13 protein-coding genes are annotated in these 14,820 nt (G+C 72.2%); 6 read left to right on the top strand and 7 right to left on the bottom strand.

Annotated elements, in window-relative coordinates:
• Positions 1-2 precede the first annotated feature (2 nt).
• The 6 genes from AB0469_RS10170 to galU all read right to left on the bottom strand — a co-directional run bounded on the left by AB0469_RS10170 (position 3) and on the right by galU (position 5,326).
• Positions 3-1,046 carry a hypothetical protein gene (locus tag AB0469_RS10170; protein WP_366450869.1) on the bottom strand — a complete coding sequence of 348 codons (1,044 nt, stop codon included), beginning with the start codon at positions 1,044-1,046 and terminating at the stop codon, positions 3-5.
• A gap of 154 nt (positions 1,047-1,200) precedes the next feature.
• Complete coding sequence (locus AB0469_RS10175) at positions 1,201-1,821, bottom strand: GNAT family protein (RefSeq protein WP_366450870.1); 621 nt, start codon at positions 1,819-1,821, stop codon at positions 1,201-1,203.
• Positions 1,822-1,838: 17 nt separating this feature from the next.
• Positions 1,839-2,372, bottom strand: a complete 534-nt coding sequence (locus AB0469_RS10180) for a MogA/MoaB family molybdenum cofactor biosynthesis protein (protein ID WP_366451001.1) — start codon at positions 2,370-2,372, stop codon at positions 1,839-1,841.
• Positions 2,373-2,431: 59 nt separating this feature from the next.
• Positions 2,432-2,911, bottom strand: a complete 480-nt coding sequence (moaC, locus tag AB0469_RS10185; RefSeq protein WP_366450871.1) for a cyclic pyranopterin monophosphate synthase MoaC — start codon at positions 2,909-2,911, stop codon at positions 2,432-2,434.
• Positions 2,912-3,075: 164 nt separating this feature from the next.
• Positions 3,076-4,419: a gephyrin-like molybdotransferase Glp gene (gene glp / locus AB0469_RS10190; RefSeq protein WP_366450872.1), complete on the bottom strand. Its 1,344-nt coding sequence runs from the start codon at positions 4,417-4,419 to the stop codon at positions 3,076-3,078.
• A gap of 4 nt (positions 4,420-4,423) precedes the next feature.
• Entirely contained in the window at positions 4,424-5,326 is a 903-nt protein-coding gene (gene galU / locus AB0469_RS10195) for a UTP--glucose-1-phosphate uridylyltransferase GalU (protein ID WP_366450873.1), read from the bottom strand.
• Positions 5,327-5,420: 94 nt separating this feature from the next.
• On the opposite strand from galU, the gene AB0469_RS10200 reads away from it, so the two are divergent.
• Positions 5,421-6,047: a 5-formyltetrahydrofolate cyclo-ligase gene (locus tag AB0469_RS10200; protein ID WP_366450874.1), complete on the top strand. Its 627-nt coding sequence runs from the start codon at positions 5,421-5,423 to the stop codon at positions 6,045-6,047.
• Positions 6,048-6,106: 59 nt separating this feature from the next.
• Here the strand turns inward: AB0469_RS10200 and AB0469_RS10205 are convergent, their stop codons facing one another.
• Positions 6,107-9,046, bottom strand: a complete 2,940-nt coding sequence (locus AB0469_RS10205; protein WP_366450875.1) for a penicillin acylase family protein — start codon at positions 9,044-9,046, stop codon at positions 6,107-6,109.
• Between the two features lie 281 nt (positions 9,047-9,327).
• Here AB0469_RS10205 and AB0469_RS10210 point away from each other — a divergent pair, with 281 nt between their 5' ends.
• The 5 genes from AB0469_RS10210 to AB0469_RS10230 all read left to right on the top strand — a co-directional run bounded on the left by AB0469_RS10210 (position 9,328) and on the right by AB0469_RS10230 (position 14,673).
• Positions 9,328-10,788, top strand: coding sequence for a potassium/proton antiporter (locus tag AB0469_RS10210; RefSeq protein ID WP_366450876.1), 1,461 nt, complete (start codon positions 9,328-9,330; stop codon positions 10,786-10,788).
• Between the two features lie 414 nt (positions 10,789-11,202).
• Complete coding sequence (locus tag AB0469_RS10215; protein ID WP_366450877.1) at positions 11,203-12,534, top strand: MFS transporter; 1,332 nt, start codon at positions 11,203-11,205, stop codon at positions 12,532-12,534.
• A 67-nt stretch (positions 12,535-12,601) separates the two neighbouring features.
• On the top strand, positions 12,602-12,913 hold the full coding sequence (locus tag AB0469_RS10220) for an FmdB family zinc ribbon protein (RefSeq protein ID WP_366450878.1): 312 nt from the start codon (positions 12,602-12,604) through the stop codon (positions 12,911-12,913).
• A 79-nt stretch (positions 12,914-12,992) separates the two neighbouring features.
• Positions 12,993-13,826 carry an S-methyl-5'-thioadenosine phosphorylase gene (locus tag AB0469_RS10225; protein WP_366450879.1) on the top strand — a complete coding sequence of 278 codons (834 nt, stop codon included), beginning with the start codon at positions 12,993-12,995 and terminating at the stop codon, positions 13,824-13,826.
• A gap of 280 nt (positions 13,827-14,106) precedes the next feature.
• On the top strand, positions 14,107-14,673 hold the full coding sequence (locus tag AB0469_RS10230; protein ID WP_366450880.1) for a carboxymuconolactone decarboxylase family protein: 567 nt from the start codon (positions 14,107-14,109) through the stop codon (positions 14,671-14,673).
• Positions 14,674-14,820 lie beyond the last annotated feature (147 nt).

The following is a 14,820-nucleotide window of genomic DNA, read 5'->3' on the forward strand; positions in this document are numbered from 1 at the left end:
CGTCACTCGTTGGCTGCGCGCGGCCGCTCGTCGCTCTCGTACTGGTCGAAGAGCGGGGTGCGCCCGGCGTCGCGGCCGCGCGGGCGCGGCGTGGACGGCTGGGGCTGGGGGTCCGGCTTCGCGGGGGCCGGGCCCGGCTGGGCGCGCAGGCGCGGGTTGGTCGGCTCGGCGGCGCTGGAGCGGGTCGCGCTCCAGCCGTCCGGGTTGACCGGGCCCGTGGCGCGCGGGGCGACGGGGGCCGTCACGTACGTAGGCAGCGGGACCGGTACGGGCTCCCAGCTGTCGCCGCGCGCCGGGCCGCGCTCGCGCTCGCGCTGCTGGTCGACCCACTCGGCGTGGTCCGTCTGCTCGACGAGCGCGCGGCGCCCGGCCTCCTGCGGGGACACCGGCGGCGCGGGGTCCGGTTCGGCGGCGCCGGCGGGCTCGGGGTCGCGGTCGCTGCGGTCGCGGTGGCGGGAGCGGCTCTCGCGCAGGGCGCGGGCGGCCGCCTCGGCGCGGCGCCGGTCCATCGTGAACTCGTAGCGCCGCCGCTCCTGGACCCGCAGGTGCACGATGTAGGCGCTCAGCAGGAGCGCCGGTACGGCCGGCGCCCACAGGTACCGCAGCCCGCCTACGGCGGCGGCGATCGCGCCGCCGCTGAAGGCGAGGAAGAGCAGGGCCGTGGTGCGCCGGCGGCGCGCGAGGACCTGGAGGCGCTGCTGGCGCCGGACCCTCTCGACCCGCTCGACCTCGACGGATCTCGGCTCGGCCCTGGTCGGGGACACGCCGAGGGCCCGGGCGTCGGCGTCGACGGAATTCACCGTTTCCGTCGCCGCGTCCGGGTCCGCGTGGGGCTGGGGCTCCGCCTGGACTTCACCGCGCTCACGCAGCCCCTTGGCGTAACGCCGCTCCATTCCCGCCCGGCCGGAAAGCAGCCGGATGGCGGTGGAGAAGCGTTCCGTCGGACGCGCTTCGTTCAGCTCGTCCTGCCTCCGGAGCCACATGGGCACCAAGTAGGCGGCCCAGGCCCCCACGATGACTGCGTAGATGAGGCCGCTGCTGCTCACACCCCACACCGTAGAGGGGCGCGGCCGACCGGATCAGCCAATTGGGCCGGTGTGTCGCACGATCCGGCTGATATCACCGACTTTTTTTGTGATTCTTCGGATCAGGTTATGGACGAATCGACCAACAATTCGAACGCTTTTGCGATTACCTGCTTTACGGGGCGGTCGCGGGCGGCGGGCTTTCCTCCTTGCGCACCCGCTTCCAACGGCGCAGCAGCCCCTCCGGAACCTCCTCCGCGGTGAGCGCGAAGACCAGGTGGTCGCGCCACGCCCCGTCGATGTGCAGATAGCGCGGCCGCAGCCCCTCCTCGCGGAAGCCCAGCTTCTCCACGACCCGCCGGCTGGGGCCGTTCTCCGGGCGGATGCACACCTCGATGCGGTGCAGCCCGACCTTCAGGAAGCAGTGGTCCACGGCGAGCGCGACCGCCGTCGGCATCACCCCGCGCCCCGCCACGTCGCGGTCCACCCAGTAGCCCACGTGGGCGGCGCACATCGAGCCCCAGGTGATCCCGGCGACCGTCAGCTGGCCGACCAGCCGCCCCTGGTACTCGATCACGAAGGGCAGCATCCGGCCAGCGTTCGCCTCGGCCCTCAGGTGGCGGACCATCTGCCGGTACGTCGGCCGGTGGATCACCGGCCCCCACGGCGCCGGCGGCGGGATCGTGGCCTCCCATGGCCGCAGCCAGTCGCGGTTGCGCTGGTTGACCTCGCGCCAGGCGCGCTGGTCGCGCAGTTTTATCGGCCGCAGGGTGACGTCGCCGTCCGCCAGCACCACCGGCCAGGACGGGCCGTTCAGCTCGGGCTCCCGGATGCCGCGTCCGGTCTGGGGTGGTCGCCGCCCCGGATCTGGTCGACCGCGTGCGGCAGGATCCGCGCCAGGACGGCGAGGCCGTCGCGGACGCCGCCCGTGGAACCGGGCAGGTTCACGATCAGCGTGCGGCCCGCCACGCCGGCCAGGCCCCGCGACAGGGCCGCGGTCGGCACCTTGGCGAGGCCCTCGGCGCGGATGGCCTGCGGGATGCCCGGGATCTCGTAGTCGAGCACGCGGGCGGTCGCGTCCGGGGTCCGGTCGGTCGGCGAGATGCCGGTGCCGCCCGTGGTCAGGATGACGTCGTACCCGGCGGCCACCCCCTCGCGCAGCGCCTGCTCGACGGGGTCCCCGTCCGGGACCACGCGCGGGCCGTCCACCGCGAAGCCGAGCCGCTCCAGCGCCTCGGCGAGCAGCGGGCCGCCCTTGTCGGCGTACACGCCCTGCGAGGCCCGGTTGGAGGCGGTGACCACCAGGCCGCGGGGGGCGGGCGTCCCGGCGGCGGGCGGGACCGACACCCCGGCCCCGTCGGCGGAGGGCGGCACGTGGCTGTGGACCTCGCCGCCGCGCGGGGGCGTCACGAGCGGGTCCAGTCGCCGGACTTTCCGCCCGTCTTCTCCTCCACGCGAACGTCGGTGATGACCGCGCCCTTGTCGACGGCCTTCACCATGTCGATCACGGTGAGCCCGGCGACGGCGACCGCGGTCAGCGCCTCCATCTCCACGCCCGTGCGGTCGGTGGTCTTGACGGTGGCGCGGATCTCCACGGCGTCGTCGGCGACCTCCAGGTCCACCTTCACCCCGGAGACCGCCAGCGGGTGGCAGAGCGGGATCAGGTCGGGGGTCTTCTTGGCCCCCATGATCCCGGCGATCCGCGCGGTGGCGAGGGCGTCGCCCTTCGGCACGCCCTCGCCGCGCAGCAGTTCGATCACCCGGGACGAGACCAGGACGCGGCCGCTGGCGCGCGCCGTGCGGGTGGTGACGTCCTTTGTCGATACGTCGACCATCCGGGCCGCGCCGGCCTCGTCGATGTGCGTCAGCCTGCTCTGCGTACTCATGTCTACGTGCCGCTCCCGCTCCGGGCCCCGAAACGCCGGGGCCTGTGTGGTGCAACACGCTACCCGCACCGGGCGGTCCCCAGCCGGGCAGGACCACTGGCCGAACAGGGCGGCCGGCCGTGCGGGACGGAGGGCCGGCCGGGACCGCCGGGCGGACGCGGAGGCTACCCGAGCGGGATGACCTCCAGCTCGGCGCCGGGCTCCACCGAGGTGACGTCCTCCGGTACGACCATCAGCGAGTCGGCGTGCGCCAGGGCGGCGATCAGGTGCGAGCCCGATCCGCCGACCGGGCTGACGGTTCCCGCCTCGGGGTCGTACGCGCCGCGCAGGAACTGCCGGCGTCCGGCCGGGGAGCGCAGCGGCTCGTCCGCCTTCAGCACGGCCCGCACGCTCTCCCTGCTGACCTGCGACGCCGGCAGCCCCATCAGGGCGCGGATCGCGGGCCGCACGAACAGCTCGAAGGACACGTACGAGGACACCGGGTTGCCGGGCAGCGCCAGCAGCGGGGTGTGGTCGGGGCCGACCGTGCCGAAGCCCTGCGGCTTGCCGGGCTGCATCGCGAGCTTGCGGAAGTCCACGCCGCCGGCCTGCGGCTCGTCCCCGTCGCCGGTGCCGGCCGCGGTGAGCGCCTCCTTGACCACGTCGTACGCGCCGACGCTGACCCCGCCGGTGGTGACCAGCAGGTCGGCGCGGATCAGCTGGTCCTCGATCGTCGCGCGCAGCGTGTCGGCGTCGTCGGCGACCGCGCCGACCCGGTAGGCGATGGCTCCCGCGTCCCGGGCGGCGGCGGCCAGCGCGAAGCTGTTGGAGTCGTAGATCGTCCCGGCGGCCAGCGCCTCACCCGGCTGGACCAGCTCGCTGCCGGTGGACAGGACGACCACGCGCGGGCGCGGCCGCACCCGTACGGTGCCCCGGCCGATCGCCGCCAGCAGCGCGATCTGCGGCGGCCCGAGGACGGTGCCGGCGGCCAGCGCCAGGTCGCCCGCCTGGACGTCGCTGCCGCGCGCGCGGACGTGCGCCCGGGCCTCGGCCGCTCGGTGTACGCGCACCTCGCCGCCGGCGCCCTCGGGCGCGGTGCTGGCCGGGGTCATCCCGGAGGCGGCGGCGCCGCCCGTGCCGCCGTCGGTCCACTCGACCGGTACCACGGCTTCCGCGCCGGGCGGCAGCGGAGCGCCGGTCATGATGCGGGCGGCCTGGCCGGGGCCGACGGTGGGCAGCTCGCCGCTGCCCGCCGCGACGTCCCCGATGACCGTGAGCACCGCGGGGAACTCTTCGCTCGCACCCTGGACGTCGGCCGTGCGGACGGCGTAGCCGTCCATGGAGCTGTTGTCGAAGGGCGGGAGGGCGACGGGCACGGTGACGTCCTCGACCAGGACGCAGCCCTGGGCGTCGAGCAGCTGGAGCTCGATCGGCTCCAGCGGCCGGACGGCTGCGAGGACGTCCGCGAGGTGCTCGTCCACCGACCACAGGCGCTGCCGGCCGGTGTCCTGCGGTGCGCTGCTGCTCAAGGTGCTACATCTCCTCCGTGACGTAACGGTGAAGCCAGGTGCGGAACTCCGGGCCCAGGTCCTCACGTTCGCACGCGAGTCGGACGATGGCCCGCAGGTAGTCCCCCCGGTCCCCGGTGTCGTAGCGGCGGCCGCGGAAGACCACGCCGTGCACCGGGCCGCCCACGCTCTCGTCGGCGGCCAGCTTCTGCAGGGCGTCGGTGAGCTGGATCTCCCCACCGCGGCCCGGCTCGGTCTCCCGCAGTATGCCGAAGATCGCGGGGTGCAGGACGTAGCGTCCGATGACCGCGTAGTTGCTGGGCGCCTCGGCGGGCTCCGGCTTCTCGACGAGGCCGGTGATGCGGACGACGTCGTCCTCGCCGGTCGCCTCGACGGCGGCGCATCCGTAGAGGTGGACGTTGGCGGGGTCGACCTCCATCAGGGCGATGACGGTGCCGCCGGTGTTCTCGTGGACCTCGACCATCCGGCGCAGCAGCGGGTCGCGCGGGTCGATGAGGTCGTCGCCGAGGAGGACGGCGAAGGGCTCGGCGCCGACGTGCGGCTCGGCGCACAGGACGGCGTGGCCGAGGCCGCGCGGGTCGCCCTGGCGGACGTAGTGCATGGTGGCGAGGTCGCTGGACTCCTGGACCTTCTTCAGCCGGTCGTCGTCGCCCTTCGCGGTCAGGGCCGACTCGAGCTCGTAGTTGCGGTCGAAGTGGTCCTCGAGGGCCCGCTTGTTACGTCCTGTGATCATGAGGACGTCATCGAGGCCGGCCGAGACGGCCTCCTCGACCACGTACTGGATGGCCGGCTTGTCCACGACCGGGAGCATTTCCTTGGGGGTCGCCTTGGTCGCCGGGAGGAAGCGAGTACCGAGGCCCGCGGCCGGAATGACGGCTTTCTTGATCACGGGGTGCGACTGAGTCATGGGCAGAACCATAGTGGGTCGTACCGAACACCCGGCCAGATTCCGGTAAATAGATCCAACTCTGTCCCGATAGAAAAGGAAATGTGACCGAACTGTGGTAGAGAGCCTGCCCGGAAACCTCCCGTTCCCTCCCGAGAAGACCGCTCTGCGCCGGGAACTCCTCGCCGCCCGGCGGGCCTTGTCCCCCGAGTCCCGCGGCACCGCAGCCCGTGCGCTCGCCCGCTCCGCCCTGGCGCTGCCCGAACTGGCCGGCGCGGGCACGGTGGCCGCGTACGTCTCCGTCGGCGCGGAACCGGGCACCCGCGAGCTGCTCGACGCGCTGCGGGACGTCGGCAAGCGGGTGCTGCTGCCCCTGCTGCTGCCCGACAACGACCTCGACTGGGCGGCGTACGAGGGCCCGGACAGCCTGGCCGAGGCCGCGCACCCGGGGAGGATGCGGCTGCTGGAGCCCTCGGGCCCGCCGCTGGGCCCGCAGGCCGTCACCGGCGCGGACGCCGTGCTGCTGCCCGGGCTGGCGGTGGACCGGCGCGGGATGCGGCTCGGGCGCGGCGGGGGCTCGTACGACCGGGTGCTCGCGCGGCTGGAGCGCGCCGGCGCGCATCCGGCGCTGGTGGTGCTCCTCTACGACGAAGAGGTGGTCGCGCGGGTCCCGGAGGAACCGCACGACCACCCCGTCCAGGCGGTCGCCACCCCGTCGGGGGTGGTGCGCTTCACGACCTGATCACGGCGTCCGGATCACCGTCCGGACCGCGGCGCGGGGGACCGGGTCGTGCGCGCCGCTCACGGCTTGAGCGTCAGGGTGTCCACGGTCGACTTGTCGACGGCGGCCTTCCCGAACGGCCAGTCCAGCAGCTCGCCCTTGGCCCACAGGGTCGTCTGGTCCGTGTAGTTGCCGTTGTACGCGTGGCCCGAGGCGCCGGTCAGGTTGATCCAGCGGGACTTGTCCAGGTCGCTGAGGTTGACGACCATCCGCATCGACGGCACCCAGGTGACGTCGTACCCGCTGGAGGCGTTCCAGCCGGTGGCGTTGACGGTGGCCTCGCCGCCGCCCAGGTTCCACGGGCCGCGGTTGAGGAGCCACTGCATGAAGCCCGGGCCCTCCTTGCCGATGGTCTGGTTCTTCAGCGTCAGCTGGTGCAGCCGGCCCCAGCTCCAGGTCGACTGGTCCTTGCCGAGCTTGGCGGTCAGCTCCCAGCGGGCGTCCTCCATCGCCCGGGCGAAGAGCTCGTCGCGGGTCTTGATGGGCTTGTCGTGGACGGTCTTCGGGGTGGCGGTCCACCACGGCGACTTCTCGTCCTTGACCAGGCGGCGGACCACCTCGAACCAGCGGTCGCCGCCGTCCGGCTGCGCGGAGTCGGGGCCGCGGGTGCCGCACTCGCGGACGGTCTTGGCGAGGTCGTCGTTCGGGCCGGTGCCCTCCTCGATGACGTTCATGCAGCTGCCCTCGACGCGCAGCTCCTTCGGCATCTTGTCGCCGAACGCCAGCTTGAGGATGTTGCGCCAGACCGCGTTGAAGTACGCCGCCGCCGCCGAGTCGTTCTCCTGGGTGTAGTTCCAGCCCTCCAGCAGCTTCTGCGCCGAACGCACGTCCGGGTCGGAGACCGGGATCTTGGCCAGCATCGGGGTCAGCAGCGCGGCGATCTCGCTGCTGTTGTCCATCTGCATGGTGCGCATGTCGTCGGTGGAGATCTTGCCGCTGTCCTTGATCTTCGCCTCGATGAGGTCGTTGATCCGCTGGCTGCGGGCGCCGTAGCCCCAGTCGGTGGTCAGCACGTACGGGTACTTGCCCGCGCCGGTGCCGGACTCGGTGACGGCCTGGTTGGCGGTGACGATGTAGCCGCGCTGCGGGTTGAGCTCCCAGGGCAGCTCGTTCTGCGGGACGTAGCCGGCGTTGCCGTCGCGGCCGCCCTTCCAGGCGTACTTGGGGTCCCAGCCGGGGGCCGGCATGCGGCCGTCGCCCTGGCCGCGGACCGGGATGCGGCCCGGGGCCTGGTAGCCGATGTTGCCGTTGGCGCCCTTGTTGTCGGCGTAGATGAGGTTCTGCGACGGGACCTCGAAGTCCGCGGCCGCGGCCCGGAAGCTCGCGAAGTCCTTGGCGCGGTCGAGCTTGAAGACCGCGTCCATCGACTTGCCGGGGTCCAGGGCGGTCCAGCGCAGGGCGACGGCGTAGCCGGTGCCGCGGTCGGGGGCCGAGCTCGGGACGGGGGCGCGGGAGCCGACGGTCTCGAGCTCGTCGCTGCGGTCGGAGATCAGCGGTCCGTTGTTCGTGGTGCGGACGGTGATCTTCTTGGTCGCGCCGCCGGCGACCTTGATCTCCTCTTCACGGGTGGTGAAGGGGACGACCTTGTTGTCGTAGACGTAGCCCTCGGGACGGACCTGCTCCAGGTAGAGGTCGGTGACGTCGGCGCCGAGGTTGGTCATGCCCCAGGCAATGTCGGCGTTGTGGCCGATGACCACGCCGGGCATGCCGGAGAAGGTGAAGCCGGCGACGTCGTACTGGCACTGGGCCGAGACGGCGCGGCAGTGCAGGCCCATCTGGTACCAGACCGAGGGCAGCTGCGGGGACAGGTGCGGGTCGTTCGCGAGCAGCGGCTTGCCGGTGGTCGTGTACTTGCCCGAGACGACCCAGGAGTTCGAACCGATGCCGCTGCCGTTGGGGCCGAGGATCGCCGGGATGTCGTCCAGGGTCTTGGCGAGGGAGGTCAGCTGCGTGCGCAGGCCGACGGTCGCGCCCTGCGCGCTCGCGTTGTCGGCGAGGCCGGTGGCGGGGTTGGTGCCGCCGTTGGGGGTGGCCTGCGAGCCGGTGGCGCCGGTGGTTCCGCCCGTGGTGCTGCCGGTGCCGATGGTGGAGCCGGTGCCGGTGGTGCCGGTACCGGTCGTGCCGGTGGAGGTGCCCGTCGTGGAGCCGGTGCCCGTCGCGGAGGTGCCGGCGCCCGGGGTGGTGGCGCCCGGGGTGCCCTGCGGGGCGTACTTGCCGCCCGCCACGGTGCCGCCCTCGACGATCGGCTTGTTCCGGTCGAACGGGTACGCCGGGTAGAGCTCGTCTATCTGGGCCTGCGTGAGCTTGTTCGACATCAGCGAGCGGTCGATCTCGTCCTGCATGTTGCCGCGCAGGTCCCAGGCCATCGCCTTGAGCCACGCCACCGAGTCGACCGGCGTCCACTTCTCGGGCTTGTAGCTGTCGGTGATCTTGAGGGCGGCGTGCTCGACGGAGAGGTCCTTGCCGGACTTCCCCTTCAGGTACGCGTTGACCCCGTCGGCGTAGGCCTGGAGGTACTTCTTCGTCTCGGGCGAGAGCTTCTTGTCGTACTCCTCCTGCGCGACCTGGCGCCAGCCGAGGGTGCGCAGGAAGGCGTCGGTCTCGACCTGGCCGGAGCCGAACATCTCCGACAGCCGGCCGGAGGTCATGTGACGGCGTACGTCCATCTCCCAGAACCGGTCCTGCGCGTGCACGAAGCCCTGCGCGCGGAAGAGGTCCTCGTCGTTGTCGGCGTAGAGCTGCGGAATGCCGTGCTCGTCGCGCTTGACGTCGACGGTCCCGGTCAGGCCGGGGACCTTGAGGGAGCCGGTGGTCTGCGGGAAAGAAGCGCGTACGGTGTCCGCGCTCCAGTACGCGCCGTAGCCGAGGACCGCCAAGAGCGCCAGGACCATGACGAGCACGAGCAGGCGTGCGCGTCGTCCCTTCTTCTTGACGGAAGGTCCGGATTCTTTGGCGGGCATCGCTGTCCTTCGAGGGGCAGGGTGGTCCTGGGAGTGCTGGGAGCAACCATAGGCGCAGGACCGCCTCCGTTGATCCGCCAGGGGTCAAGGTCCGTAGGACAGGGGCGAACTGCCGTTTCACAATGTGGGTATCGCGTAAAGAGTCCGTCAAAGATTAGGTAAGGTAACGAAGCACTTGCCGAATATGCCGCCGGTGGAACGTTCCGTCGTGCGCGCTTTGAGGAAAGGGCCGCCCACTGACTGTCCACACGCTCAATGAGCTCCTGCTGGTCTGCTCGCTCGTGCTGCTCGTCGCGGTCGCGGCGGTACGCATCTCTTCACGCAGCGGCCTCCCCAGCCTGCTCATCTACCTCGGCATAGGCATCGCGATAGGCCAGGACGGCATCGGCAACGTCGTGTTCGACAACGCCGAGCTGACCCAGGTCATCGGTTACGCCGCGCTCGTCGTCATCCTTGCCGAGGGCGGCCTGGGCACCAAGTGGAAAGAGATCAAACCGGCCCTGCCGCAGGCGGTCGTCCTGTCGCTGGTCGGCGTCGCGGTCAGCGTGACCGTCACCGCGGCCGGCGCGCACTACCTCGTGGGACTCGAATGGCGGCAGGCGCTGCTGATCGGTGCGGTCGTCTCCTCGACCGACGCGGCGGCGGTCTTCTCGGTCCTGCGGAAGGTCCCGCTGCCCGCGCGGGTGACCGGCGTGCTGGAGGCCGAGTCGGGCTTCAACGACGCCCCCGTCGTCATCCTGGTGGTGGCCTTCGCGACGGTCGGGCCGGTGGACGCGTGGTACGTGCTGGTCGGCAAGATCGCGCTGGAGCTGGCCATCGGCGCCGCGATCGGCCTGGCCGTGGGCTTCCTGGGGGCGTACGCGCTGCGGCACGTGGCACTGCCCGCCTCCGGCCTCTACCCGATCGCGGTGATGGCGATCGCCGTGAGCGCGTACGCCGCCGGCGCGATGGCGCACGGCTCCGGCTTCCTCGCCGTGTACCTGGCGGCGATGGTGCTGGGGAACGCGAAGCTGCCGCACTGGCCGGCCACGCGGGGGTTCGCGGACGGGTTGGGCTGGATCGCGCAGATCGGCATGTTCGTGCTGCTGGGCCTGCTCGTCACCCCGCACGAGCTGGCGGGCGACTTCTGGCCCGCCGTGATCATCGGACTGGTGCTGACGATGGTGGCGCGGCCGCTGGAGGTGTTCGTCAGCCTGCTGCCGTTCCGGGTCGCGTGGCAGGAGCAGGTGCTGATGTCGTGGGCGGGTCTGCGCGGAGCCGTGCCGATCATCCTGGCGACGATCCCGATGGTGACGGGGATCGAGGGCAGCGACCGCGTCTTCAACATCGTCTTCGTGCTGGTCGTCGTCTACACGCTGGTGCAGGGCCCCACCCTGCCCTGGCTCGCGCGCAAGCTGAACCTGCGCGAGACCGGCGAGGCCGCGGCGGACCTGGGGATCGAGTCGGCGCCGCTGGAGAAGCTGCGCGGGCACCTGCTGTCCTTCGCGATACCCGAGGCCTCGCGCATGCACGGTGTGGAGGTCGGCGAGCTGCGGCTGCCGGCCGGCGCCTCGGTGACGCTGGTGGTCCGGGACGCGAAGAGTTTCGTGCCGGCGCCGTCGACGGTGCTGCGCCGGGGGGACGAGCTGCTGGTGGTGGCCACGGATCCGGTGCGGGACGCGGCGGAGGCCCGGCTGCGGGCGGTGGCGCGCGGGGGCAAGCTCGCGGGGTGGCTGGGCACGGGTGGCGGAGCGTCACTCTAGGTGCCGGAGGGTGGCCGAAACGGCCGCCTGAGCAGGGGATTCCGGTTAGAGCGGCATTCTAATTCGGCCATTTTCGGTGGCTTGCAACCGACCTTGCCCGCATTTCGGAGGGTCGGAATGCGAAGTTCCAGTTAATCGCAGGTGAAGACATGCCTTGTCGCCGTAATCACAGGGCGTGGTAGTGGATCCCCCTGTACGATGAAGGCACACCAGATCGAACCAACTCTGCCTGACGCAGAGCTGGCGCGACCGCAAAGCGGCCGTGGCACCCTCCCGCAGTGGGCGCCCAGGTATCACTCGGTTCTGCGCAAGAGGACAGCTCTCGGGGCTCCCACATGTACGGGTGCGGTCGCTCACAAGGCGGCCGGCCGTCCGCAGACGGGGAGCTCTACCAGGCAGCGGAAAGGCCAGGCCGTGACATCCGCGGTCACGACCGACACGTCCGCCCGACCCGGCTACGCGCAGCTGCTTCGCACGCCCGGCGCCCTCTCCTTCGTCCTCCCCGGCTTCGCCGCCCGTCTGCCGTTCGGCATGCTGACCATCAGCATCCTGCTGCTCGTCCAGCACGCCACCGGCTCCTACGGCGACGCGGGCATCGTCTCCGCCGTCACCGGCGTCTCGATGGCCCTGTTCGCGCCGGTCATGGGCAAGCTCACCGACCGCCGCGGCCAGAGCGCCGTCCTCGTGCCGGTCGTCCTCGCCCACGCCACCGCGGTCTCCGCTCTGACCGCGCTGGCCCTCCTCGGCGCCCCCCTGTGGGCGCTCGCGCTGGCCGCCGTCCCGGCCGGCGCCTCCGTCCCGCAGGTCGGACCCATGGTCCGGACCCGCTGGGCGGTCAAGCTGGAAGGCTCCCCGCTGCTGCCGACGGCGGCCGCGTTCGAGTCCGTCACCGACGAGTTCACCTTCGTCGTCGGCCCGGTGCTCGCCACCGCCCTGTGCACCGGCGTCCACCCGGCCGCCGGCCTGGCCACCGAGGCGGCCCTGACCCTGCTCGGCGGCCTGTTCTTCGCCGCGCAGCGCTCCACCGAGCCGAAGGCCGCCCCGCGGGCGGCCCACGGCGAGAAGCACGCCTCGGCCCTGTCCTTCCCCGGCCTGCGTGTCCTGATCGTCGCGTTCCTCGGCATCGGCGCCGTCTTCGGCGGCATGCAGGTGTCGCTCACCGCCTTCGCCGGCGAGATCGGCAACCCGGGCGCCAACGGCCTGCTCTACGGCGTCTTCGCGGCCGGCAACATGATCGCCGGCATCACCATGGGCGCCGTCGCCTGGAAGATCGGCCCGCGCCGCCGCCTGATCCTGGGCTACGTCGGCCTGACCGCCACCGCCTCGGTCCTGTGGGCCGTGAACTCGGCCGTCCTGATGGGCGCGGTGGGCCTGCTCGTCGGCCTGTGCATCGCCCCTGCGCTGATCACCGGCTACACCATGATCGAACAGCTCGTCCCGGCCGCCTCCCGCACCGAGGCCTTCACCTGGCTGACCGGCGCGGTCGCCTTCGGCCAGGCCGTCGCCGTGATCGTGGCCGGCCGCCTCACGGACGCGCACGGATCCTCGTACGGCTTCCTGGTGCCGCTGGCCGCCACCGCGCTCGCGCTCGCCACCCTGGTGGCACTGCGCGGGAAGCTGGCGCCCAAGGCCCCGAGCCGCGTCGTGAACACGTCCGCGCCGGCCGCCGCCGCTGCCGAGCCGGGCGGGCGGGAGCGCGCGACCGAGCGTGGGCTCGGTCACCGCACGCCCGTAACGGTGGACTGATCCGCCGGAATACGTCACCATGGAGCGTCGTTAGCACTCATTGAGTCAGAGTGCCAGGAGGAAATTCGTGCCGACCTACCAGTACCAGTGCACCGAGTGCGGTGAGGGCCTTGAGGCCGTGCAGAAGTTCACCGACGAAGCGCTGACCGTGTGCCCGAGCTGCGACGGACGCCTGAAGAAGGTGTTCTCCGCCGTCGGCATCGTCTTCAAGGGCTCCGGTTTCTACCGGAACGACAGCCGTGGCGCCTCGTCGAGCAGCACGCCCGCCTCGAAGTCCACGTCCTCGTCGTCCACGACGACATCAACCGCTTCGGCTCCGGCCGCCGCGTCCTCCTCGACGTCCTCGAGCACGGGCAGCAGCTCCAGCTCGGCCGCCTGACCTCTTACATCTTCCGAAAGGCCCCGTCAGCCCCTCCTGGGCGGACGGGGCCTTCGGCGTCCCCCGTTAGGGTGGCCGCATGGTGAACGCAGAGATCGGTGTAATCGGCGGATCGGGCTTCTACTCCTTCCTGGAGGACGTCTCCGAGGTCCAGGTCGAGACCCCCTACGGGCCCCCGAGCGACTCCCTGTACCTGGGTGAGCTCGCCGGCCGTCAGGTGGCGTTCCTGCCGCGGCACGGGCGCAGCCACACCGTGCCGCCACACAAGATCAATTACCGGGCGAACCTGTGGGCGCTGCGCTCGGTCGGCGTCCGGCAGGTGCTGGGGCCGTGCGCGGTGGGCGGCCTGCGGGCGGAGTACGGGCCGGGCACGCTGCTGGTCCCGGACCAGCTGGTCGACCGGACGAAGTCGCGCGTGCAGACCTTCTTCGACGGGGAGCCGCTGCCGGACGGCAGCGTCCCGAACGTCGTCCACACCACCTTCGCCGACCCGTACTGCCCGGTGGGGCGCTCGGTGGCGCTCGCGGCGGCGCGCGGGCGGGAGTGGGAGCCGGTGGACGGCGGCACCATGGTCGTCGTGGAGGGGCCGCGGTTCTCGACGCGCGCGGAGTCGCAGTGGCATGCGGCGGCCGGCTGGTCGGTGGTGGGCATGACCGGGCACCCGGAGGCGGTCCTCGCGCGGGAGCTGGGGCTCTGCTACACGTCGATGGCCCTCGTGACGGACCTGGACGCGGGTGCCGAGACGGGTGAGGGGGTCTCGCACGCGGAGGTCCTGAAGGTGTTCGGCGAGAACGTCAGCCGACTGCGCGAGGTCCTCTTCGACGCCGTGGCGGCCCTTCCGGCGTCCGAGGACCGCGACTGCCTGTGCACCCACGCCCACGACGGCTGGGACCTGGGGATCGAACTGCCGTAGGCGGGCTGGAGGCGGGCCGCAGTCCTGCCGGAGTCCGTGTGGGGCCCCGTCGGCCTTTCGGGGCTGCGGCCGGGCCCTCTCGGCTGGGGGCGGGCCCTCTCGGCCGGGGTCGGGCTCTCGCGGCCGGGGTCGGGGCCGCGGTTCGCGCGGCGCCCACGCGAGCGGTCGGCGCCCCGCGGGAGGGGGAACGATTCCTCGCGGATGGTGTCACGTTCCGCGGGGCTGTCCTGTCTCCATGGCGAAGGGTCGAAGGGACCCCCCCTCCCGGAAGAGGCCAGCCATGCCGCGCATCTCGCTCACCCCGCCCCGCACCCTCCTGACACGCGTCGGCGCCTGGTATTCGCGCCGCACCTACGGCAAGGTGCTCGACCCCGGCCAGGCGTACGGGCACAACGCGCGCGTGCTGGTCTCGTACGTCCGGATGGAGCAGCGGGCGGCGAAGTGGAACAAGCTCGACGCCGGGCTGAAGCACCTCGCGGTGATGGCCTGCGCCGCGCGGATCAACTGCTCGTGGTGCATGGACTTCGGCTACTGGGAGGGCCACGAGCTGGGCCTGTCGCCGGAGAAGATCGAGCGGGTGCCGCGGTGGCGGGAGGCCCGCGAGGTGTTCACCGGGACGGAGCTCCTGGTCATGGAGTACGCGGAGGCAATGACCGAGACCGAGCCGGCGGTCACCGACGAGATGGCGGCCGGGCTCATCGCGCGGCTCGGGGAGGCGGCGTTCGTCGAACTCACTGCCGTGGTCGCGCTCGAGAACTGGCGCTCGCGGGTGAACAGCGCCTTCGGTCTGACCAGCCAGGGCTTCTCGGAGGCCTGCCGGGTGCCGGGCCGGCCGGGCCGGTCCTGAGCGGCAGGCCGGAGCCGCCCCGCCCCCTGAGGGTGAACGGGTTGTCCACAACCTGGGGATCGTCCACAGGCCGGCGCGGGCCGCGGCGGAGGGGCGGATCGTGGGAGGGTCCGGGCACTGGACCCGGACAACGGATCTCGACCCTTT

It is taken from the genome of Streptomyces sp. NPDC093801 (assembly GCF_040701585.1).
GTDB lineage: Bacteria > Actinomycetota > Actinomycetes > Streptomycetales > Streptomycetaceae > Streptomyces.